The sequence below is a fragment of the Micromonospora rubida genome (assembly GCF_009908295.1).
GTDB classification, from domain to species: domain Bacteria; phylum Actinomycetota; class Actinomycetes; order Mycobacteriales; family Micromonosporaceae; genus Micromonospora; species Micromonospora rubida.
Genome location: NZ_JAAALO010000001.1, coordinates 711,084 through 732,785 on the forward strand (window position 1 = coordinate 711,084; position 21,702 = coordinate 732,785).

The window sequence follows — 21,702 nt, forward strand, 5'->3', positions numbered from 1 at the left end:
GCCGGTTACGCGGCCAGCGGGAAGTGGCAGGCAACCGGGTGTACTCCGGCGGCCAGCGGCGGTTCGGTGGTGGCGCAGGTCTCGGTCGCCTGCCAGCAGCGGGTCCGGAACCGGCAACCCGAGGGCGGGTTGACCGGGCTGGGCGGGTCACCGGTCAGCAGGATCCGTTGCCGTTGCCCGCGTCCGGCCGGCTCGGGCACCGGCACGGCCGAGAGCAGAGCCTTGGTGTACGGGTGCCGGGGCGTGTCGTACAGGCTCGCCTCGGGGCCGGTCTCCACCAGCTTGCCGAGGTACATCACCGCCACCCGGTCGGAGATGTGCCGCACCACGGACAGGTCGTGGGCGATGAAGACGTAGGCCACCCCCAGCTCCTCCTGGAGCCGTTCCAGCAGGTTGACCACCTGGGCCTGGACCGACACGTCCAGCGCGGAGACCGGCTCGTCGCAGACGATCACGTCGGGCTGAAGGGCCAGCGCCCGGGCGATGCCGATGCGCTGGCGCTGCCCGCCGGAGAACTGGTGCGGGTAGCGGTCGAGGTGCAGGTCGGCGTCGAGACCGACCAGGTCGAGCAGGTCCCGGATCCGGTCGAGCCGGCGCCGCCGGTCCAGCACGTCGGGATGGATCTCGAAGGGCTGGAACAGGATCTCCCGGATGGTGCGCCGGGGGTTCAGCGACGTGTACGGATCCTGCAGCACGATCTGGATCCGCCGACGCAGGGCGCGCAGTTCCCGCCCCTTGGCCTCGTGCACCACCGACTCGCCGAAGCGCACCGCGCCGGAAGTGGGCTGTTCCAGCCCGACCAGCATCCGGGCCAGGGTGGTCTTGCCGCAGCCGGACTCGCCCACCACGCCGAGCGTCTCGCCCCGGCGCAGGTCGAAGGAAACCCCGTCGACGGCTTTGACCACGCCGCCGGAGGTGAAAGGTATCCGCCCCTTGAGCGGGAAGTGCTTGACCAGGTTCTCGACCCGCAGCACCACATCATCGCCGGGTGGCACCGAGCACCTCCTCATGGTGGTGGCAGGCGCTGGCCCGGTTGGCGGGCAGCGCCTCCAGCAGCGGCAGGGCCGTCCGACACTCGTCGGTGGCCCGGGGACAGCGCAGGTGGAACGGGCAGCCTGCGGGCAGCCGGGCCGGATTGGGCGGGGCGCCCGGAATCGCGTAGAGGACGTCGTCGCGCCGGTCCACCCGGGGCATCGAGGCGAGCAGCCCTTCGGTGTACGGGTGCGCGGGGCCGTCGAAGATCTGTTCGACGGTGCCCTGCTCGACGAGCCGGCCGGCGTACATCACCGCCACGTCGTCGGCGACCTCGGCCACCACCCCGAGGTCGTGGGTGATCAGCAGCAGGCCCATCCCGCTGTCCCGCTGGATCTCCGCGAGCAGCTCCATCACCTGGGCCTGCACGGTCACGTCCAGGGCGGTGGTGGGCTCGTCGGCGATCAGCAGGTCCGGTTCCAGGGAGATGGCCAGCGCGATCATGATGCGCTGCCGCATCCCGCCGGAGAACTGGTGCGGATAGTCCCGGACCCGGTCCTTGGCGGCCGGGATCCGGACCCGGTCGACCAGTTCGACGGCCCGGCGGCGGGCGTCGGCCCTGGACATGCCGCGGCGGACCCGCAGCACCTCCATGATCTGGTGCCCGACCGTGAAGACCGGGTTGAGCGCGGCCATCGCGTCCTGGAAGACCATGCCGATCTCTTCGCCGCTGATCCGGTCGCGCTGCTTGCGCGGCAGGGTCAGCAGCTCCCGGCCGTGCAGCCGCACCGCGCCGCTGATCCGGGCCGGAGGCGTGTCGAGGATGCCCATCACCGCCTGCGCGGTGACGCTCTTGCCGGAGCCGGACTCGCCGAGGATCGCCAGGGTCTGCCCGGCGTCGACCTTGAGCGACACCCCGTTCACCGCGTTGATCGGCCCGGTCGGGCCGGGGAACGCGACCCGCAGGTCGTCGATCTCCAACAGGCTCATCGCAGCACCCCGGCTTCGGCGAGGAAGTCGCGCACCACCTGCTGGAACAGCTCGGGCTCCTCCAGCTGCGGCGAGTGCCCGGACTTCTCGAAGACCACCAGCCGGCCGTCGGGGACCAGGTCCGCGATGACCTGCGAGGCCGCCACCGGGGTACGCCAGTCGTGCCGGCCAACGGTGACCAGGGTCGGGCAGGTGATCGACGGCAGCTTCGGCTTGAGGTCGTAGTTGGGCATGTTCTGCCCGAAGGCCGCGTTGTGGGTCCGGTAGTGGAACCGGGTGGCGGCCAGCTTCGCCTCGTCCTTGGCCGGGTCGTGCTGGTGGTCGTACAACGGCAGGATCGCCCGCCAGTACTCCCGCAACTGATCGTTGCTGGCGAACCGGCCGGTGCCGATCCGCTCGATGACCCACTCCGGGATCACGGACCGGTCGGTGTTGCGGGCCCGCTCGACCGCGAGATGGTCGTGGGCGGTGTCCGCGGCGGTGTCCCGCAGCACCAGCGCGGAAACCCGGTCCGGATGGGCGACGGCGTACTCCAGGGCGATGAACCCGCCGTACGAGCCGCCGGCCATCACGATCTTCTCGTAGCCGAAGTGCTCCCGGATGGCGTCCACGTCGGCCACCCACTGCTCATGGGTGAACGGCTCGTCGTCGCTGGACTCGCCGGACCCACGGGCGTCGAAGACGATGACCCGCATCCGGTCGGCGAACGGGCCGAAGGAGCGCTTCGGCTCGTTGCGCGAGCCCAGGCCGGGCGCACCGTGGTGCACGATCATCGCCGGTGCGTCGGTCGGGCCGAACGCCTCGACGACCAGTTCCGCGCCGTTGATTCTCATCGAACCCCCTCGATGACGTTGGATGCCAGGTCGCGCGGGTAGCTGGTGAGCCGGCGCGGGCCGGCCTCCCGCACCAGGACCGTGTCGGAGATGCGGTAGCCGGCGTGGCCGGGGACGTAGACGCCCGGCTCGCTGGAGAGCAGCATGCCGGGGGCGAGCACGGTGTCGTCGCCGTCCTCGACCCACGGCGCCTCGTGGTTCTGCAACCCGATGCCGTGCCCCTGCCGGTGCCGGATGTAGTCACCCAGCCCGTGCCCGCGCAGCACGTCCAGGCAGATCCGGTTGACCTCGGCACAGGTCCGACCGGCGATCATCGCCTCGGTGCCGACCTCCTGCGCCTCCCGGTCGGCCTCGTAGTAGCGCACCTGCTCGGCGGTGGGTTCACCGATGACGAAGGTGCGTTCGCTCTCCACGAACCGGCTGGCGACCGCCGCGCCGAGGGAGAGGATCAGCGTGTCCCCCGGCTGGAGCCGCCGGCGGGTCGGCAGGCCGTGCGGCAGCGCGGAGTTCGGGCCGGCGTAAACCAGCCCGCCGGCCAGCTTGGTGGTGTAGACGACCAGGTCGTACTGGGCGTACATCCGGTCGGTGCCGTACCCGATCACGTGCCGGGCGATCTCGTCCTCGCGGGGCAGTGGTCCCCCGCCGACGAGCGCCTCCTCGATCAGCGACCGGCCCGCGCCGAGCATCTCGTCGCAGATCCGCGCGGCGGCCTCGTGGAACGGGATCTCCTCGGGGAACTTGCGCAGCCGCAGCCGGGCCACCGCGTCGGTGGTCTCCAGGGTGGCCCCCGCGATGGCCAGGGACAGTGCCCGGAACGCGCCGACCGGGATGCCGGCACTCACCCCGATCCGGCGGATCGGGCCACCGGGGCGGGACAGCGCCGCGGCGAGGGTCTGCTCGGCGGTGACCACGCCCGGGTACTCGAAGTAGCTGGCCGTGGCCACCTGGACGCCCTGCTGGGCGGCGTACTCCTCGTCGAGTCGGGGGATGACCAGCAGCGGATCACCCTCCCGCGGCATCCAGAGGTAGACGGGGCGTTCGGTGGCGATGTAGAAGAAGCCGCTGAGGAAGGCGACGTCGGCCGGCGAGGTGGCCAGGAAGCCGTCCAGGCCACGCTCGTCGAGCGCCTCGGTTAGCCGGGTCCGGACGCTGGTGTAGAAGCTGTCGGGCAGTCGCATGGTCAGCCTCCGTTGCGGCGGGGGTCGCGGGTGTCGTTGAACCTCATGCCGGCGACGGTCGCCGAGAGCACCAGCAGCAGGATCGCCAGGGACGGGAAGAGCGTCTGCCACCAGGCGATGGCGATCACGCCGCTGCGCTGGGCGTTGAGCAGGATCCGGCCCCAGGACCAGGCGTCCGGGTCGCCGAGGCCGAGGAAGCTCAGCCCGGCCTCGGAGATCACCGCCCGGGAGGCGGTGAGCAGGACGCTGACGATCACCAGCGAGACGACCGCGGGCAGGATCTCCCGGGTGACGATCCGCCAGCCGGTGGCGCCGAGCACCCGGGCCCCGTCGATGTAGGGCATCGCGCTGACCACCAGGCCCTGCGACCGGATCAGCCGGGCCACCTCGGGCCAGGCGAAGAAACCAATGATCATGGTCAGCGTCCAGACGCTGGGGCTGACCACCGCGGCCAGCATGATCATCAACGGCAGGGTCGGCAGCGCCAGCATCACGTCGGTGACCACCGTGGCGACCGCGTCGATCGGGCGGAAGTAGGCCGAGGCCAGCCCGATCGCGGTACCCAGCACGATCGCGATCACCGAGGCGGCCAGGCCGATCACCAGGCTGGTCCGGGTGCCCCAGACCACCTGGGCGAAGATGTCCTGCCCGAGGTCGTCGGTGCCGAACCAGTGCGCACCGGACGGCGAATGCAGCACGTCCGAGCCGGCACCGACCGGCTCGTCGGCGATCAGCGGCGCGAAGACCGCCATCACCACCATCACAAGCAGCACCAGCACCGACAGCGCCGCGGAGGGCTGGCGCAGGTAGCCGTGCCAGGACCGCTTGACAGGGGCCGGGGCGACCGGCGGCACCGTCTGCTCGGTCAGGACGGGGGCGCTCACGGCATTCTCCCTTCAGATGTGGCGGCGGACGGGTCCGGGCGAAGCGCCGCTTTCGGCGCGCTCACGGAGGTGACTTCGTTCGCGACTGCGGGGCTCCGCTGCGCTGCGTTCCTCACGCTCACAGTCGGATCCGGGGGTTGAGAACGGCGTAGAGCATGTCGGTCAGCGCGTTGGCGGCCACCACCGTGACGGCGAGCATGATGAACGCCCCCTGGAGCACCGGGTAGTCCTGCTGCCCGACCGCCTCGAAGATCAGCCGGCCGACTCCGGGGTAGGCGAAGACCGTCTCGGTGAGCACCGCGCCGCCGACCAGAGTGCCCAGTTGCAGGCCCATCAGGGTCAGCGCCGGCAGGATCGCGTTGCGCAGGCCGTGCTTCCAGACCCGGCGCCGGGCCGACAGTCCCCGGGCCTGGGCGGCCCGGATGTAGTCCTCGCCGAGGACCTCGATCATGTTGGTGCGCAGGGTCAGCGCGTACGGGCCGAGCTGCACCAGCACCAGCGACAGCACCGGCAGCACCAGGTGGTGGGCCAGGCTCAGGTAGGCCGCCGCGCCCCGGGTGTCCGGGTCGACCGCCCCACCGATCGGGAACCAGCCGAGCCGGGCACCGAGGAAGACCAGCAGCAGCATGGCGACGCTGGGCACGAAGAGCGCGTGCCCGCCGATCCCGAGCGCCTGCAGCGCACGGTCCAGCCACCGGCCCCGGTGCACGGCGGCGGAGACGCCGATCGGGATGCCGACGGCGATGGTGATCACGAACGCGCTGCCGGCGAGCAGCAGCGTCCAGGGCAGCCGGTCGACGATGATGTCGGCGACCGGCTGGATCTGCCGGAACGAGATGCCCAGGTTGCCCTGGAGCAGCTCACGCAGGTACGACACGTACTGCTCCCACAACGGACGGTCCAGGCCGTACGTCTTGAGCAGCGCCGCCTGCATCTCCGGAGTCATGTCCCCCTCGACCATCAGGGCCGTGGGGTCCCCCGGCAGCATCCGGAGCAGGAAGAACGTCGAGGTGATCGCAATCCACACGGTCAGGACGGCCTTCAGTGCCCGGCTGAGCATGAAACGCGCCACGGGGGACCCCTCCTTTCCCTCTGGTTTCTGGTTACTTGACCGGGGTGACCTGGGCGAGCGAGTACGCGGTGACCATGCCGAGCAGGTCCGACGGCGACGGGGAGAAGCCGGTGAACTTGCTGGCGTTGTAGGCGAACCGGAAGTTCTCCACGTACAGCGGGGTCAGGTACGCCTGGTCGTGCACGACCTTGTCGAGGTTCTTGATCTTGGCCTTGAACGCCTCGGGGTCGGTGGTGCCGGCCGCGTCGTTGATCAGCTTGTCGATCTCGGCCGACTCGAGCAGGTTGTAGTTGATGCCACCCGGGTTGCTGGACAGGTAGGTGCTGCGCAGCTGGTCCATCGGGTTGTCGAACACACCCCACTGCGAGGCGTCGATGTCGTACTCGCCGCTCTTGGTACGGGACAGGAAGGTGTTCCGCTCGACGCACTCGTTCTTTAGCTTGATGCCGGCCTTGGCCGCGCTCTCCCGGAAGAGCTGCACCACGCGGGTCATGTTCGCGTTGGACTGGTCGCACGCCACGCCGAAGGCCAACTCGTCGAAGAACCCGTCGTTGTTGGCGTCCTTGTAGCCGGCCGCGGTCAGCTTGGCCTTCGCCCCGGCGGGGTCGAACGCGTACGGCTTGACCTCGGAGTTGTCGTACTCCGAGAAGGTCGGCGAGATCGGGCCGGCCATCTCCTGGGCGTCGCCCTGGAGCACGGCCGAGATGATCGACTTGGTGTCGACCGACATCGACAACGCCTGCCGGACCTCCTGGTCGGCCAGGAACTTGTTCTTCATGTTGTAGGTCAGGTGCGCGAAGCCCAGCGCGCCGACCTTCTCCATCTTGATCTTCGAGTCACCCTCGAAGGTCTTCGCCGCCGACACCGGCACCGGGGTGCCCATCAGGTCGATGTCACCGTTGCGCAGCGCCAGCATCATCGTGTTCACGTCCGGGTAGACCCGGTACTCGACCTGGCTGACCGCGGCCTTGCCACCCGGGGCGAGCGGGTAGTTCTCGTTGCGCTTCATGACGTAGCGCTGGCCCTTGGTCATGCTGTCCAGCACGAACGGCCCGGCGCCGACCCAGTTCGAGTCGTTGGGGAACTTGGACAGGTCCCCGGCCGGCTCGAAGACGTGCTTCGGCACGATCGACATCCAGAACCCGACGCCCTCGGCGAACGGCGCGTACGGCTGGGAGAGCTTGAACTTGACCGTGGTCGCGTCCGGCGCCTCGATCGACTCGACCCAGGTCAGCTTCGCGGCGACGTTGCCGAGCTTGTACTTCATGGTCATCTCGGCGCTGAACTTGACGTCGTCCGCGACTACCGGCTTGCCGTCGGTCCACTTGAAGTCGTCCCGCAGCACGAACACGGCGGTCTTGCCGTCGTCCTCGTAGCGGTACTCCTTGGCCAGCTCCGGCGCCTTCTTCGCGTTCTCGTCGATCCGCAGCAGGTGCGGGTACATCGCGTTGAGGATCCACGAGTCGGTCTTGCTCAGCGACTGCAGCGGATTGAAGTTGCTCACGTCGGTGGTGGTGCCGATCCGCAGCACCGAATCGCCCGACGAGCTGCTGGAGGATGCGTTGTCCTCGTTGAGACCGCAGCCGGAGACGCCGAGCGTGGCCACCACGCCGAGCGCGACGGCAAGCCGCCACCGACCCTTGACTGTGCTTTTCACCAAACCTCCTCAAGAACCCGGATGATGTTGCCGCCGATGACCTTGGCGATTTCGTCGTCGGAGTAGCCGTGCGTGACCAGCCACCCGACGATGTTGCTGAAGCACTCCGCCGGGTTCTCCATGCCGCTCACGTACGGGACCCGGGGGTGGTCCACCGCTCCGTGGGCCTTCCCGATCGCCAGGTGCTGGGTGAAGCTGTCGTGCAGCCCGACGTGGTCACCGAAGTTGGTGTCCGGGCCGAACGCCACGTGGTCGATGCCGACCAGCTCCACGCAGTACGTGAAGTGGTCCATCACCGACTCGATCGAGTGGTGCGGGTGCTCGGCCGACAGGGTGGTGTGCGGAGCGGCCTCGATGCCGATCACGCCACCGCGCTCGGCGCAGGCCCGGATCACCTCGTCCGGCTTCATCCGGGGGGTGTCCCAGACCGAGCGGGCGCCGGCGTGGGTGATGAACACCGGCACCCTGCTCGCCTCGACAACGTCCAGCGAGGTCTGGTCACCGGAGTGCGAGATGTCGATGGCGATGCCGAGCTTGTTCATCCGGTCCACCGCGCGCCGACCGAAGTGGGTCAGCCCGCCGTCGCGGTCCTCGGAGAGACCGGATCCGAGCATGTTGGCCTGGCTGTAGGCGATGCCCATCTGACGTACGCCGAAGCCGTAGAGGATGTCGATCCGGTCCAGCTCGTTCTCGATCATCGTGGCCGCTTCCAGACCGGCCACCAGGGCGATCCGGCCGTTGCGCCTGGCCTCGAAGATCTGGTCCAACGTCGTCGCCAGGACCACATGGTCCTGCTTGGCGACATCGGCGAAGCGCAGGCCGATGTCGTAGATGACGTCGTCCCACTTCCAGGCGTGCTCGCTGGTCACGCAGCCGGTGCCGTTCATGAAGTTGTCGAAGACCGCGGCCAGGCCCGACCGGGCCAGGCCCTCGAAGCCGAACGAGTTGCGGCCGGTGCGGTTGTAGTCACGCAGCTGCGACACGTCGGCCGGCAGGATCTTCGGGTGCTCGTGCAGCGAGATGGCCAGGTGCTCGCCGAGCAGCCGGGCAACCCGGCCGCGCTGGTCGTCACTCAGGCCGAGGTCGTGTTCGGGCACCCGGCCGAGCTGCGGCGCGAGCTCGAAGACCTTGTAGTCGGCGTGCGGCGTCAAGTAGTCGAAGGACCGGTATCCGGTATAGCTGGGGGCGGGTTCCTGCACTCGTCAACTCACCTCGTCGGGTTAGAGGTATGAGGCATGAGGTCTGACCTCGTGTCTCACCGGGAGGCTAGCCGAGCAGCAACACCTCCGGAATGCCTCGTGACCTGACCGTTACCGCAATCGGCCGAGATTCCCGCAGGTCAGGATGGGAGCGGTGCGCTGCGCTGGTTGCCGGAGGCCACGCCCGCACTCCGGACACCCGACCCTTCGATCCGCCGTTCGGCGGATCGTCGGTGACCTCATGGCACGCCACGCGACCCAGTGGTCCGACCACTACGCCCCGGCGATTAGTCCAAACAGGGATTCCGGCACCGATTCCGGCACCCAGGCGGCGGGCAGCAACGCGCAACGACGTGTAACGCGGCGCAGTGGCGGGCAGGCAGTTCACGCCGAGTTCGGTCGCAGGCGACCTCGGGCCACCAGTTCGACGGTGAGGACGACCGCGACGGCCTCCACCGCCAGCAGACCAACCAGGACGAACAGCTGCGTGATCCCGGCCGCGACCGGGCCGGCTCCGCCGAGCAGCACACCGACGAAGGCGCCGGGCAGGGTCACCAGACCAACCGTGCGGGTCTGGTCCAGCGCCGGAATCAACGCCTGGCCGGCTGCGGGTCGGCAGACCAGCAGCACCGCGTCTCGGGACGGCAGGCCGAGGGCCAGGGCCGCCTCGACCTCGCCGCGCCGGCCGGTGAGCTCGTCGAGGGCGCGTCGACCGGCAAGTGAGGTGGCGGTCATCGCGCCGCCGATCAGGATTCCGGCGACCGGGATGACCGCGATTCCCCGCACCGGCACCAGGCCGGCCAGCAGCAGCCCCCCGACAACGGACAGGCTTCCCGCGACGATCGGCACGGCGGCCCACCAGCCGCGAGCGCCACCGGTGATCCGTCGCCCCGAGGTGCCGGCCGCCACCGCGCACATCAGGACCACGAAGGCGGCGGTGGCCCACAGCGACGCCACGATGGCGGCGATCAGCAGCGACACGGCCGCCAACTGCACAGCCGCGCGGACAGCGGCGACAACGATCTGCTGACCGTGCCCGAGCTTCCCGACGGCGACCACGACCGCCGCCACGGCGGTCAGCACGACCAGGGCGACGAACAGTTCGGGGCCGACCACCAGCATCGTCGAGGACATCCGGTCAGTCTGCCCCAGCGGTTCGGGGAGAGAACCGCGTGACTACGGCCGTCGGTGCGGCGCTGAGGCGGTCCGCCGGGTCGACCGTCAGGACGGCGCCTTGACCTGGCCGTCGAAGGCGATGCTGCGCCACAGGTCGAACTGGCGGTCGTTGCCGATCAGGGGGTTGCCGACCAGCGCGACGGCGGCCGTCACCTCCTCGTTGTTGCTGAGCTGGCGGAAGTAGCCGGGGCCGACCAGCGCGATGCCCCGGTTGGTGGACTGGATCAGCTTCATGTCGTCCTTCCACAGGTCGAGCGGCGGGGTCGGATTGACGTAGGCCAACGGATTGATCCGGCGACCCGCGGGGTCGATCATGTGCCAGTGCAGGTGCGGCCCCGTCGAGGAGCCGGAGCCGGGAGCGCCGGCCGCGCCGCCGGACCTGCCGACGATGGCTCCCGACGCCACTGAGGTCCCGTTCGCCAGCAGAAACTGGGACAGGTGCAGGTACTGGCTGCGGTACCCGTCGGAGTGGTTGATGGTCACGGTGTGACCGCCCGTGCCGTTGTTCGGGATGTTCGAGATCGTCCCGGCGCCACACGCAGGAAGGTTCGTGCCGACCGACATCGCGAAGTCGACGCCCCCGGCGGAGCCACGGTCGAGGTGCTCCTGCCATCCGTCGGTGATCCGGTAGCCGCTGAACGGGTTGTAGATCACCGGTGCCGCCAGCGCGGGCGCCGACTGGAACAGTCCGCCGAGCACCACACCGCCCGCCACCGCCGCCGTACCCCGCAGCAGCTCCCTGCGGCCCACGGCCGGCAGCTCGCCGCCGTCACCGCGGTGAGGCTGGGGCTCGTTCGCCATGACTGCCGTCCCTCCTGGCCCCGGGTGCGCGTGTCCTTCGAGTACCTCGTTGGTAGATCATCCCGGGCCGACACTATATCCACAGAGGCAGATGTCCCGGGTCCCTCGACCGGTCCCGCGGTGGCGGCGGCCCACCGGGCGCCGGTGTGCGACCCGGTGGGCCCGCGCCGGGCGAGCGCAGGGCCGGCGTCCCCGGCGGCAGCCGCCCCTGCCGGCTACCCGCCGACGGAGACCGGGCGAAGATAGGACACTGCGGACAACGCAAACAACTGTCGATATTCTGACACTCGTTCCCCTGAGCGCTGCGGTGATCCAGTCACCCCCTCCAGGCCGCCGAAAGGCACCTGACCTGCGCATATGGTTGATTCATGTGGTTTGGGACCGCAGGCAGGCCGCGCGACGTGGCCCGCGGCACGGGGAGTGATGCGAGCACGTGCCCACCCGGCGGGCCGGCGGAGGATTGCCCGGCGTCATGTCCCGACACCGCGGCGGCAGCGTCGTCGCGCGGCGCCACGTTCGAAGATCATCGGTCGTCCGTGCGTCGACGAGGCCGCACCTGGGGAAGGGAGTGTGCAATGGGGAGCTTGCGGGATCGGACAAGCAACCGGGTGTACGAGTTCGCGGTCCTCGCCACCACGCCCGTGTGCGGCCTCCTGCTGGCCGTGGGTGGCATCCGGCCGCATTCGTTGGAGGTGGCGACGCCCGACCCGATCAGGGTCCTGTGGGAGTTCGGCCTGATCGTGGTCGGCGCCGCGGGCCTGCTCGGCATGTTCTGGCCGGGGCAGCTCGGCACCGGGCTCGGCATCGAGCTCGCCGCGGTGCTGGCGCTGGGTGCGCTCGCCGCGATGTACGTGATCGCCGTCCTGGTGTTCGCCGGAGACCAAGCGGTGGTGGCCGCGTCGTTCGTCGGGGCGGTGGCTCTCGGGTCGTGGCTGCGTTCGGCCGAGATCCTGGGATCACTGCGCCGGCTGATCCGGATGCACCATCCGCAAGATAATCCGTGCTCGAAGGTGCAGACATGATCGCCGCATCGAACCCGGACGCCCTGTACTGGGCGCAGCTGATGATCTCCATGCTCGGGATGCTCGGGGGCGCCGGCGGGCTCGCCGTGCTGGCCACGGTGACCGTGCAGCGGCGAAAGCTGAAGGCCGAGACGGCCGGAGCACTGACCGATGCGGCGCTGGCCCTGGTGCAGCCGCTGCGGGCGCGGGTCGCCGAACTGGAGGCCGAGGCGCTGACCGTCCGGGAGCAGCTGACCGCATCCCAGCGTGAACTGCAGGAACTGCGGAGCACGGTGTGGGACCTGACCAGGACGCTGGAGCGGTGGCGGGAAGTGATCATGGCACCAGGCGCGACCATCCGCCGGGTGCAGTCAGTCGTGGCGGAGGATCGTCGGGCACCCGGTCAACTCCCCCGCCGCCTGCCGTGAGCCGGCCTGCATGGCGGCGGTCGGCTGGCTGACGCCCCGCCGGACGCGGGACAGGGCACCTCTCCCGGCGTCGTTGCTGGCGCCACCAGAGCCGGGTCAGGCGCGGCCGGCCGGTTCGGCGGGCGCGGTGACAGTGCGGTCCCCCGGTCCGCCGTCGGCCTGCCCGGCCGGCACCGCATCGGGGGCGGGGGCGGGGGCGGGGGCCGCCGTCCGCAGCCGGCGGACGTCCCGGCTGGCCAACATGCCGACGACGGAAGCCACCACCAGCGCCGCGAGGATCAGCAGCGTCTCGCGGGTGCCGATCGCCCCGGCGACCGGCCCCACCACCACCTGGCCCAGCGGAATGGCGACCCAGGACCCCAACATGTCGTACGAGTAGACCCGGGCCAGCCGCTCGGCGGGAATGTGCTGCGCGATCGAGGTCTCCCAGGCCACCGCGAACTGCTCGACGGCGATCCCGACCGCCATCCCGGCCACCACCAGCACGACGACGGTCGGCGCCAGGGCCAGCCCCAACAGCAGGAACGACTCGGCGAACATGCAGGCCACCCCGAGCAGCAGCAGCCGGCGTACCCGGATCCGCAGGGCGATCAGCCCACCGACGACCATCCCGACGGTCTCCGCCGCCAACACCACGCCCCAGGCGCCGCGCCCGATCGTCTCGTCGGCGACGGCCGGGCCGAGCACGTTCACCCCGCCGGCCAGCGCCGCGTTGAGGACCATGAAGCCGAGCACCACCACCCAGACCCAGGTCCGCGCGGTGAACTCGCTCCAGCCCTCCCGCAGGTCGGCCAGGATGCTCGCGCCGGTGCTCGCTGACCGCGTGGCGGCCACCCGGACACCGGCGAAGGCGACCGCCGCGAGGGCGAAGGTGAGCGCGTCGACGGCGAGGCCCCAGCCGGGCCCGACAGCGGCGACCAGCAGGCCACCGAGCGCCGCCCCGCCGATCATGCCGGCGTTCATGCCGAGCCGGATGAGCGCGTTCGCCGGCTGGATCAGCTCCGGCGGCACGGTCTGCGGCGTCGCGGCGGCCGACGCCGGCTGAGCCAGCGCGCTCACGACGCCGTTGGCCGCGCCGAGCACCAGCAGCAACGGGATGGTCGCCGCGCCGGTCAGCACCAGTGCGGCCACCACCGCCTGGGTCAGCGCGCCGAGCACATTGGAGCCGACCAGCACCAGCCGGCGCGGCATCCGATCGGCCAGCACCCCGCCGAAGAGCACGAACAGCACGTTCGTCAGCGACCTCGCGCCGACCACCAGGCCCAGGTCACGCACCGAGCCGGTCAGGTCGAGCACGGCGAAGGCCAGCGCGACGGGAGCGATCGCGTTGCCCAGCATGTTGACCAGCCGACCGGCAGCCAGGTGACGGAAAGCGGCGTACCGCAGCGGAGCGAACATCAGCCCTCCATCCGGAGGGGTGATGGTAGCGCCGGCCCGGAAACCCGGCCGGGCGGGCGCCGCACTGCCTCGACGGATCGAGGCGCGGCACCGGCCCGGCCGACGGCTCAGCGTGCTGCGGCCTGCTCAAGCCCCCCGAGGCCGCCGAAGCGGGCACCGACCTCGGCCGTCCCGGCGGCCGGCGGAGGACCGTCCGGGCCGGCGGTCCCGACCCGGCCGTCCCGGTGCCGCCGCCAACGGTCGACGACGAGGTTCAGCACGAGGCCGATCACCCCCCAGATCGCGACGACCAGGAGGTTCCTGCCGACTCCGTCGCCGCCGAAGTAGATCAGCGATCTCGCCGTGTCGACCGCGGCCGGCAGCGGCAGGATGCCCTGCAGGGTACGGAACAACTCGGGCACCATGTACACCGAGAGCCCACCGCCGGAGGCGGGCACACCCGCCAGCATCATCACGACCATCACCGGGACGATCGCGGCGAGGCCGAAGGTCCGGGTGAACACGCCGGTCACCACGGACACGGCGAAGATGGTGACGGCGCCGAAGCCGATCATCTCCCAGGCGTGCCCGCCGACCGCGCCGATGATGACGTCGAAGAGCAGCCACAGCCACACGGCCATCCCGATCGACCAGCCGCCGAGCAGGGGCAGGAACTGGCGCAGCCGCTTCAGCTCCGGCGCCCCGCCGCGCAGCACGGCCATGATCAGGAACCCAGCCATGATCCACGACATGCCCATGTACAGGCTGTTGCTGCCCATGGTGTCGGTGTCGGTCAGCGGTGCCACGTCGGTCACCGTCAACGGGCTCTGCTGTTGGGCGGCGACCTGCTGGAACATCGCCTTCGCCACGCTCTGCTGGCTGACTCCGGCACCCGAGGAGGTGTAGAGCGTCGCCTCGCCGCCGGGCGCCTGCGGCAGCACGTAGGCGGCCACGATGTCCTGGTCGAGAATGCGGTCGGTGGCCTCGGTCACCGACGCGGCGACCTGGACGTCGAGCATCCCGCCCAGCTTCGACTCCAGGCCGGCGGCCATCTGCTCGGCCTGCTCGGTCGCGGCGCCGACCACGACGACGGGTAGGTCATGGACCTCCGGCTTGTGCATGGAGAAGCTCATCAGACCCACCACCATCACCAGGATGGAGAGCGGGAACGCCGCCACCGCCACGTAACGGAACCGCTTGGACCTCGGCGGGCCGCCGGCGAGCGCCGGCAGCGGCACGTCGGGGTGGCTCACCGTCGGGGCGCCGGGGATCGAGGCTCCGCCCTTGCGCTCCTTGAGCAGACACAGCAGCAGCGCGGCGACGAGCCAGGCGGCCAGCGTCAGCAGGTGAGCCCCGGCGCCACGGCCGTCGAAGTAGAGGAGCGCGCGGAGCGTCTCGCCCGCCGCCGGGAGCGGGAGCACCCCGTGCAGGAACGAGAAGAATTTGGGCATCATGTCGACCGGCAGCGCCAGGTTCGACGACGGCATGCCGAGCACGACGTAGAGCAACATGCCGATGAGGACCGCGAGCGGCCCTATCAGCTTGGTGAAGAGCAGCTGGGCGAGGCCGACGGCCCCGGTTGCCAGCATTCCGACGCCGAGGAACTGGAGGTAGTGACCGTCGACGGCGCCCACGATCGGCCCGAGAATCACCCAGATGATGGTGCTGGTGAGCGCCGACCAGCCGGCCAGCAGTGGCAGGAACCGACGCACGGACAGCAGGTGGGGAACCGCCATCAGCAGCATGCTCAGCGGCACGTACCCGGCGAGCATCATGCCCATGCCGGCGAACAGGACCGCAATGCCCGACATGTCCCCTTCCGGCAGGGGAACGACGTCCTCGGCCGCCGTCGTCCAGTTCTGCCCCACGGCGACCGGGGCGAGAATCTGCTGGGCGGTCGTGGCCTGGGAGGCCCCGGCTGCCATCGCGGTGTAGATCGTCGCCCGGTCCGATCCCTCGGCGGGGACCGCCAGCGCGCCCGCGATCTCGCGGTCCTTCAGCAGTTCCACCGCGTCGCTGCTCGACGGGACCAGCCGCGCGTCCACGGCCTGTCCCGGTGCGGAGTTCAGCGTGTTGACGATCGCCTCCGCCCCGGGTCCCGTTCCCACGACGGCCACCGGCATCTCCCGCGGGTGCGGTGAGTGCATGGTGCCCACGTAGGTGGCGAACATCATCGTGACCATGATGAACGGCATGGCGAAGAGTGCGATGTAGCGCGCGATCCGGGTCTTGCGGTCCTCCACTGCCGGAGCCTTTCCGGGTGCGGTGGTGGACGAGGGGTCCGGCGGGGACTCCATAGGCGTGACTCCTGGGGTGTTGTCGGACGAGTGCCAGAGGAACGAGAGCCGTCGCGGGTGCGCCACGCGGACCGACCCACCGAGCAAATGTAAGTCACGTGGCTTACGAAGTCGCGGTCGGGTACCTTGATGTCCGTCACACCGGCCCCGACGTGCGAGGAGGTGCCCCCGATGGCCCGCTCAGAGGCGGCGCGGACCGCGCTGCTCGACGCGGCGGAACGCCTGTTCGCCGAGGCCGGCATAGCGCAGGTCTCCGACCGCAAGGTGGCCGAGGCGGCCGGCAACACCAACCACTCGGCCGTGCACTACTACTTCGGCGGCCGCGAGGGCCTGCTGCGGGCGCTGATCATGCGGCACGGGACCGCGCTGGAGGAGCCCCGCCGGGCGATGTTCGCCCGCTCCGACTCGGTCCTCGACGATGTGCGGAGCCTCGTGATGCCGTCCATGGACAGCCTGGCCGCACTGCCTCGGCCGAGCTGGCGGGCCCGCTTCCTCAGCCAGGCCATCAACGACCCGGCCACGGCGACGCTGATGCGCGAGTCCACGGAGTCCGTCCCGACCGCGACCCTCATCGCCCGTTCGGTGGCGTCCCGCCTCGCCCACCTGGATCAGGGGGTGGTGACCGCCCGGGCGAGCCTGATCGCCCTGATCGTCGCGACGGCCTGCGCGGAGGTCGAGGCACGCGCCGAACGGGACGGGCAGGACCCGCGCTGGCACTCGGTGGGCGACTTCCTGTCCGACGCCATCACCGGGATGCTGCTCGCCCCGATCAGCCAGGCGGGGAGCAGGAACCCGTTGACCGAGACGCCGACGCCGACCGTGCCGTAACGGCGCTTTGGCACCGCAAAGGCATGTCGGTGCGGTAACGGCACGTTCGTGGCGCAACGGCACGTGCCCCCGGGTGCCGTGACCGGGACCCCGGTCAACGACCCACGAGCGCCAACTGGGTGGAGTTGTCGGGGAGGCCGGCGAGCGAGACCCGGCTGCCCCTGGCCGGCGTCGGGGTTCCGACGCCAGGCAGGCTGTTGAACTCTGTCCAGGAACCGCCGGCGCCACGCACCCGGTGGTAGATGGCGTCGTCCGCGCCGACGATGACCACCTGCGAGGTGCCGTCGGGCAGCCCCGCGACGGCGACGTCCTTGGCCACCGCCGGGCTGCTGGTGCCGCTGCCGTTGAGCGGCTGGAACGGGCTCCAGGCGCCGGTGGCGGACCGGATGCGGTGGTGCAGGTATCCGTTGACGCCCGCGATGACGACCTGCGACGACCCGTCGGGCAGGCCGGCGACGGCCACGGCGCTTCCGATCGCCGTCGTTCCGGTGCCGTTGCCGTCGAGCGGCTGGAACTCGCTCCACGGCCCGCCGACGCTGCGGATCCGGTGGTAGATGCCGCTGTCCATGCCGACGATGACCACCTGTGCGGTGCCGTCGGGCTGCCCCGAGATGGCGACGTCCCTGGCACCGGCCGGGCTCGGGGTGCCGAACCCGTTGAGCCTGCCGAATGCGGTCCAGTTCCCGTCGGCGTAGCGGATGCGGTGGTAGACCGTGTCGTCGACGCCGACGATCACGACCTGGGCCGAGCCGTCGGGCAGGCCGGCGATGGCCACCCGCTTCCCCCGCGCGGTGCCGGTGGTGCCGACGCCGTTGAGCGGCTGGAACGGGCTCCAGGTGCCGTTGGCGTTGCGGATGCGGTGGTAGACGCCGTCGTCCAGGCCGACGATGAGCATCTGCGCCGTGCCGTCGGGGAGGCCGGCCACCGCCATGTCCTTGGCGCTGCCGTGCGCGGTGGTCTGGTAGCCGTCGAGCGGCTGGAATCCGGTCCAGGCCCCACTGGCGACGCGGATCTGGTGGAACATCGGGCCGCCGGCGCCCGCCGGCGGGTTCTGCGCGATGTAGACCAGCGGATTGAGATAGGCCCCGGCTGGGTTGATCATGTGCCAGTGCAGGTGCGGCCCGGTCGAGCTGCCCGATCCGGGTGCGCCCGCGGCGCCGCCGGACAGCCCGACGATCGCGCCGGCCGAGACGTACGTCCCGTTGGCCAGCGCGAACTGGGACAGGTGGAGATACTGGCTGCGATAGCCCTCGGAGTGGCTGATGGTGACCGTGTGTCCGCCGCCGCCGTTGAACGGCGTGTTGGTGACCGTGCCCGCCCCGCACGCGGGCAGTGGTGTGCCCACGCGCATCCCGAAGTCGATGCCGCCCCGGGAGCCCCGGTTGAGGTGATCCTGCCACCCGTTGGTGATCGGGTAGCCCGCGAAGGGGTTGTGGATCGCCGGGCCGGCATAGGCCCGGCCGGGCAACAGCATCCCACCGGCGGACAGGCCGGTGAGGGCCGCCGCGCCACGGATGAGACTTCTCCTCGCGATTCCCATGTGCTCCCTCTCCCGGGCAGAACTGATCAACCACGGCAGAGGTATTCCTACATGTACACCCATGGAAATATCAATGCCCGCCCTGGGTCGCCGGGTCGGGAACCACCGCTACCGGGGTTGCGGGCCAACGCTTCGCCCTTCCGGGTGGGGGTGGAGGCCCGCGTTGGAAGGGCCGCCAGGGCCTGAGCGGTGTCTTAGGTCGGGCGGTTCTGCTGCTCGATGTAATCATGTACGACCTTCAGTGGTGCGCCGCCGGCGGAGCCCGCGAAGTACGAGCCGGACCAGAGTTTGTTGGTCTGGTAGTAGTGGTGTGTGAGGTCGGGGAACTCCTGCCGCATCCGTCTGCTGGACACACCCTTGAGGCTGTTGACCAGCTTCGCCGGGGCGACCTTGGGTGGGAAGTTCACGAGCAGGTGGACGTGGTTGTTTTCCCCGTTGAACTCGATCAGCTCGGTCTCGAAGTCGGCGCATACGGCCCGCATGATTTCTTCCATCCGGGCGAGGTGCCGGTCGTCGAACACCCTGTGCCGCAACTTGGTGACGAAGACCAAGTGGGCGTGCAGAGCGAAAACGCAGTGTCTACCAGTGCGGATGCCTTCAAATTCAGCCATAGACCAATGGTACGGTGATCGGGTACAGCTCCGTTACCACTACCGGGTCTACCCGGACACCGCCCAGTGCGAAGCGCTGGCCCGGTCGTTCGGGTGCGCCCGCGTGGTGTTCAACGACGGGCTGCGCGCACGACAGATGGCCAGGGAGAACGGCGAGAAGTACCTGTCGGACGCCGAGTTGTCGAAACGGATCACCGAGGCCAAGGCGACACCGGAACGGGCGTGGCTTTCCGAGGTGTCGTCGGTCGTGTTGCAGCAGGCCTTGGCCGACCTGAACACGGCGTACCGCAACTTCTTCGCCTCGATCAGCGGCAAACGCAAGGGCCGCAAGGTGGCACCCCCGAGGTTCCGTTCCCGCAAGGACAACCGGCAGGCCATCCGGTTCACCAGGAACAGCCGGTTCAAGGTCCTGGACAACGGTCGCCTGCGCCTGCCGAAGATCGGCGACGTCCCGCAAGAAGGCCGTCGTGAAGGTCGCCCGTGCTCATGCGCGAGTGGTCGACACCCGGCGAGACTGGCAGCACAAACTGTCCACGGCGATCATCCGCGACAACCAAGCGGTGTACGTCGAGGACCTGTGCGTGATCGGTCTCGGCCGGACCCGGCTCGCGAAGTCCGTCCACGACGCCGGATGGGCTTCGTTCACGAGGATGTTGGAGTACAAGGCCGCCCGATACGGGCGCACCTTCGGCCGGGTGGATCGGTTTTTCCCGTCCACCCGGATGTGCTCCGACTGCGGCCAGATCAATTCGAAGACGGCCCTGGACGTCCGAGCGTGGGACTGCCCGTGCGGCAGCCACCACGACCGGGACGTCAACGCCGCCATTAACATCAAGGCCGCCGGACAGGCGGACTTCAACGACCGTGGAGCGCAGGTAAGACCAGCAGCGATGCTGGCACCGCGCGGCGAAGCGGTAACCCACCCGGACGCCGCGTGTTCCACACGCAGCGTAGAGGGAATCTCCGCCCTTAAGGGCGGAGAGGATGTCAACGCTCCTTGAGGCGGCGGTTGACCTCCTCGGAGATCCGTCGGTTCAGCTCGGCCAACCGCTCGTCGGAGTACGTGGTCAGGTCCTCCGGGCCGGGGCCGCCGTTCGCCGCCTGCTCCTGCTGCTTCTGCCGCTCCCGGCGTTGCAGCTCCTGCTCCTCCGGCGAGCCGGGGGCGGCGTACGCGCACCGGATCAGGGTCCCGTCGGCGTTCTTCAGGCAGGTCGCCTCCCGCCCGTTGACCTGGCCCCGCCCCTCCACCCGGTACCGGATGCTCTGCGCACTGCCGAGCGTGGCGGTCCAGGTGCTGCCGCCGGTCGGCACGACCTCGAACACCTGGTCGTCGTTCCAGCAGCAGACGTCCCGGTACTCCGCCTTGATCAGGGCGACGATCGCCTGAGGCGACGACCAGGTCGGGCTGAGCCGGTGCACGGTCAGCGGGGCGAGCCCGCCGCCTGAGTGCCGGGGCGGCACCGTGGACACCGCCACCACCGAACTGGCCTCGCCCTGCGGGGTGAGCGGGGTGACGTACGCGCTGCCTCCACTGCCGTCGCGGTGGCGCAGGGTGAACTCCGACTCGTTGCCCTCGTTCGCGCCGTCCTCGGAGGCGTCCCAGCCGCTGCGCTCGAACCACCAGTCGGCGAAGCCTCCGACGGCGGCTGTGCCCTCCCGCTGGTCGGCTGCCAGGCTGATCGGATAGGAGGGTCCGGGCACCTTCGTCGTGTCGTCGGTGATCGTGACCTTCCCGGTCCGGCCGTCGTACAGCGCCACGCCGGCCGGCCGCTCGGTCACCACCAGGACTCCGGTCTGCCGCTTCAGCGGCACCACCACGACCGGGGTGTCGCCCCGGCAGTGGACGTAGGCGTCGTCGGCGGAGAACCGGGCCCAGCGCCGCTCGGCGGAGATCTTCCGGCCCAGGTTGTGGGTGAACCAGCCGCCGATCCGCGCGTCGGCGGTCGACACGTCGAACTGGCACCGCTGCTGCGCCCGGCTGTTGCCGCCGAGCGGCACCTCCTGCACCAGGCCGACCTCGTAACCGGTCAACCAGCCGCGCCGCTCGACCAGGACGGCGAACCGGTCGGAGTCGGGCAGGTAGCTGACGTCGGTGATCTCGCCGGTGACGTCGCCCAGGTTGGGCGCGGCCTGTGCCTTCCCGACCACGTACGGCGCGCGGGCGGTCAGCTCCGGGACCGGATCGTTCACCACCCGCATGGTGGTCACGTACGCCCGGTCCTGGAGGTACTCGCCGTAGGCCAGCCAGAACGCCCCCAGGGCCAGCCCGACGGCGGCGCCCAGCCAGCCGAGGGCCACGATCCCGCCGGGCGCCGCGGGCGTGGTCCCGCCCCGGCGGAGCCGGTGGGTGAGCAGTCGCACCAGGAACGGCGCCCCGGCGAGCAGGGCCACCAGGGCCGGCGCCACCAGCCAGGGCACCAGTTTGCGCACCTCCCACACGAGGATGGTGGTGACGTACGAGGCGTACCAGCCGACTGCGCCCAGCAGGAGAATCGGGATACCCACCCGCAACGTCCGCCCCATCGAAACCCCTCCTCGCGGATGACGAGCTTCGATCCTATTTAGGCCGGTCAAGGCGGCTTAATTGGCGGAGTTCGAGCGCCGCGACGGAACCTCGCCACCGGCCCCGGTGGCGAGCGGCCGCCCGGGCCGGCAGCGCCCCGCCTCTCAGCCGCCGCCCATGGTCGACGAGCTGTTGTCCGACGAGTTGCCCCGCCGTGACGTGTACCGACCCGAGCGCAGCCCCGCCCTCGCGCGGCGCCCCAGCACCTTGCCGATCGACAGCAGTACCGCGGCGAAGAGCACGGGTATGCCGACTGCCACCGCCGCGACCATTCCAACCCTCATACCGATCGCCT

The 21,702-nt window shown here is 70.3% G+C and carries 21 protein-coding genes and 1 pseudogene; 5 read left to right on the forward strand and 17 right to left on the reverse strand.

The annotated features are described in order from the left end of the window. Positions 1–5: 5 nt before the first annotated feature. From GVV04_RS03005 to GVV04_RS03050, 10 genes are all read right to left on the reverse strand, one after another. Positions 6–1,010, reverse strand: a complete 1,005-nt coding sequence (locus tag GVV04_RS03005) for an ABC transporter ATP-binding protein (RefSeq protein ID WP_161684171.1) — start codon at positions 1,008–1,010, stop codon at positions 6–8. Continuing rightward, complete coding sequence (locus tag GVV04_RS03010; protein ID WP_161684172.1) at positions 979–1,962, reverse strand: ABC transporter ATP-binding protein; 984 nt, start codon at positions 1,960–1,962, stop codon at positions 979–981. The genes GVV04_RS03005 and GVV04_RS03010 overlap by 32 nt, the downstream gene beginning before the upstream one ends. Beyond that, a complete protein-coding gene (locus GVV04_RS03015; protein WP_161684173.1) occupies positions 1,959–2,795 on the reverse strand; it encodes an alpha/beta fold hydrolase in 837 nt (278 codons plus the stop codon). Before GVV04_RS03015 ends, GVV04_RS03010 begins: the two co-directional genes overlap by 4 nt. After that, positions 2,792–3,973, reverse strand: coding sequence for a M24 family metallopeptidase (locus GVV04_RS03020; protein WP_161684174.1), 1,182 nt, complete (start codon positions 3,971–3,973; stop codon positions 2,792–2,794). Before GVV04_RS03020 ends, GVV04_RS03015 begins: the two co-directional genes overlap by 4 nt. A 2-nt stretch (positions 3,974–3,975) precedes the next feature. Continuing rightward, on the reverse strand, positions 3,976–4,857 hold the full coding sequence (locus GVV04_RS03025; protein ID WP_161684175.1) for an ABC transporter permease: 882 nt from the start codon (positions 4,855–4,857) through the stop codon (positions 3,976–3,978). A gap of 118 nt (positions 4,858–4,975) precedes the next feature. Next, a complete protein-coding gene (locus GVV04_RS03030; protein ID WP_161684176.1) occupies positions 4,976–5,929 on the reverse strand; it encodes an ABC transporter permease in 954 nt (317 codons plus the stop codon). A 31-nt stretch (positions 5,930–5,960) separates the two neighbouring features. After that, complete coding sequence (locus GVV04_RS03035; protein ID WP_161684177.1) at positions 5,961–7,586, reverse strand: ABC transporter substrate-binding protein; 1,626 nt, start codon at positions 7,584–7,586, stop codon at positions 5,961–5,963. Continuing rightward, positions 7,583–8,785: a dipeptidase gene (locus GVV04_RS03040; protein WP_161684178.1), complete on the reverse strand. Its 1,203-nt coding sequence runs from the start codon at positions 8,783–8,785 to the stop codon at positions 7,583–7,585. Before GVV04_RS03040 ends, GVV04_RS03035 begins: the two co-directional genes overlap by 4 nt. 384 nt (positions 8,786–9,169) lie before the next feature. After that, positions 9,170–9,919 (reverse strand): ABC transporter permease, encoded by a 750-nt coding sequence (locus GVV04_RS03045; protein ID WP_235965545.1) that lies wholly within the window; start codon positions 9,917–9,919, stop codon positions 9,170–9,172. 87 nt (positions 9,920–10,006) lie between these two features. Continuing rightward, a complete protein-coding gene (locus tag GVV04_RS03050) occupies positions 10,007–10,762 on the reverse strand; it encodes a M23 family metallopeptidase (protein WP_161684179.1) in 756 nt (251 codons plus the stop codon). 584 nt (positions 10,763–11,346) lie between these two features. Between GVV04_RS03050 and GVV04_RS03055 the strand changes: the two genes are divergently transcribed. Further along, positions 11,347–11,784 (forward strand): hypothetical protein, encoded by a 438-nt coding sequence (locus GVV04_RS03055; RefSeq protein ID WP_235965546.1) that lies wholly within the window; start codon positions 11,347–11,349, stop codon positions 11,782–11,784. A 41-nt stretch (positions 11,785–11,825) separates the two neighbouring features. Further along, positions 11,826–12,191, forward strand: coding sequence for a hypothetical protein (locus tag GVV04_RS03060; protein ID WP_161684667.1), 366 nt, complete (start codon positions 11,826–11,828; stop codon positions 12,189–12,191). 96 nt (positions 12,192–12,287) lie between these two features. Here the strand turns inward: GVV04_RS03060 and GVV04_RS03065 are convergent, their stop codons facing one another. Both GVV04_RS03065 and GVV04_RS03070 read right to left on the reverse strand, forming a co-directional pair. Beyond that, positions 12,288–13,589, reverse strand: coding sequence for an MFS transporter (locus GVV04_RS03065; protein ID WP_161684180.1), 1,302 nt, complete (start codon positions 13,587–13,589; stop codon positions 12,288–12,290). Between the two features lie 107 nt (positions 13,590–13,696). Beyond that, positions 13,697–15,865: an ABC transporter permease gene (locus GVV04_RS03070; RefSeq protein WP_161684181.1), complete on the reverse strand. Its 2,169-nt coding sequence runs from the start codon at positions 15,863–15,865 to the stop codon at positions 13,697–13,699. A 171-nt stretch (positions 15,866–16,036) separates the two neighbouring features. Between GVV04_RS03070 and GVV04_RS03075 the strand changes: the two genes are divergently transcribed. Then, entirely contained in the window at positions 16,037–16,693 is a 657-nt protein-coding gene (locus tag GVV04_RS03075; protein ID WP_161684182.1) for a TetR/AcrR family transcriptional regulator, read from the forward strand. Between the two features lie 94 nt (positions 16,694–16,787). On the opposite strand, the gene GVV04_RS03080 is transcribed toward GVV04_RS03075, so the two are convergent. Both GVV04_RS03080 and tnpA read right to left on the reverse strand, forming a co-directional pair. Next, positions 16,788–18,233, reverse strand: coding sequence for a peptidoglycan DD-metalloendopeptidase family protein (locus GVV04_RS03080; protein ID WP_161684183.1), 1,446 nt, complete (start codon positions 18,231–18,233; stop codon positions 16,788–16,790). A 194-nt stretch (positions 18,234–18,427) separates the two neighbouring features. Next, on the reverse strand, positions 18,428–18,844 hold the full coding sequence (gene tnpA, locus GVV04_RS03085; RefSeq protein WP_161684184.1) for an IS200/IS605 family transposase: 417 nt from the start codon (positions 18,842–18,844) through the stop codon (positions 18,428–18,430). On the opposite strand from tnpA, the pseudogene GVV04_RS34695 reads away from it, so the two are divergent. Then, positions 18,825–18,944, forward strand: a pseudogene (locus tag GVV04_RS34695) (helix-turn-helix domain-containing protein); the annotation flags it as partial. The gene tnpA and the pseudogene GVV04_RS34695 sit on opposite strands and share 20 nt — an antisense overlap. Here GVV04_RS34695 and GVV04_RS32705 read toward each other — a convergent pair. Further along, positions 18,893–19,249 (reverse strand): hypothetical protein, encoded by a 357-nt coding sequence (locus GVV04_RS32705; RefSeq protein ID WP_235965548.1) that lies wholly within the window; start codon positions 19,247–19,249, stop codon positions 18,893–18,895. The pseudogene GVV04_RS34695 and the gene GVV04_RS32705 overlap by 52 nt on opposite strands. A 62-nt stretch (positions 19,250–19,311) precedes the next feature. On the opposite strand from GVV04_RS32705, the gene GVV04_RS32710 reads away from it, so the two are divergent. After that, positions 19,312–19,845, forward strand: a complete 534-nt coding sequence (locus tag GVV04_RS32710) for an RNA-guided endonuclease InsQ/TnpB family protein (protein WP_328822177.1) — start codon at positions 19,312–19,314, stop codon at positions 19,843–19,845. Here the strand turns inward: GVV04_RS32710 and GVV04_RS03095 are convergent. Together GVV04_RS03095 and GVV04_RS03100 are read right to left on the reverse strand one after the other, a co-directional pair. Then, a complete protein-coding gene (locus tag GVV04_RS03095) occupies positions 19,832–21,367 on the reverse strand; it encodes a hypothetical protein (RefSeq protein WP_161684185.1) in 1,536 nt (511 codons plus the stop codon). The two genes, GVV04_RS32710 and GVV04_RS03095, sit on opposite strands and share 14 nt — an antisense overlap. Before the next feature lie 144 nt (positions 21,368–21,511). Further along, the gene (locus GVV04_RS03100) at positions 21,512–21,691 is read right to left on the reverse strand and encodes a hypothetical protein (RefSeq protein WP_161684186.1); all 180 of its coding nucleotides are present in this window, start codon (positions 21,689–21,691) and stop codon (positions 21,512–21,514) included. Between the last annotated feature and the right edge of the window lie 11 nt (positions 21,692–21,702).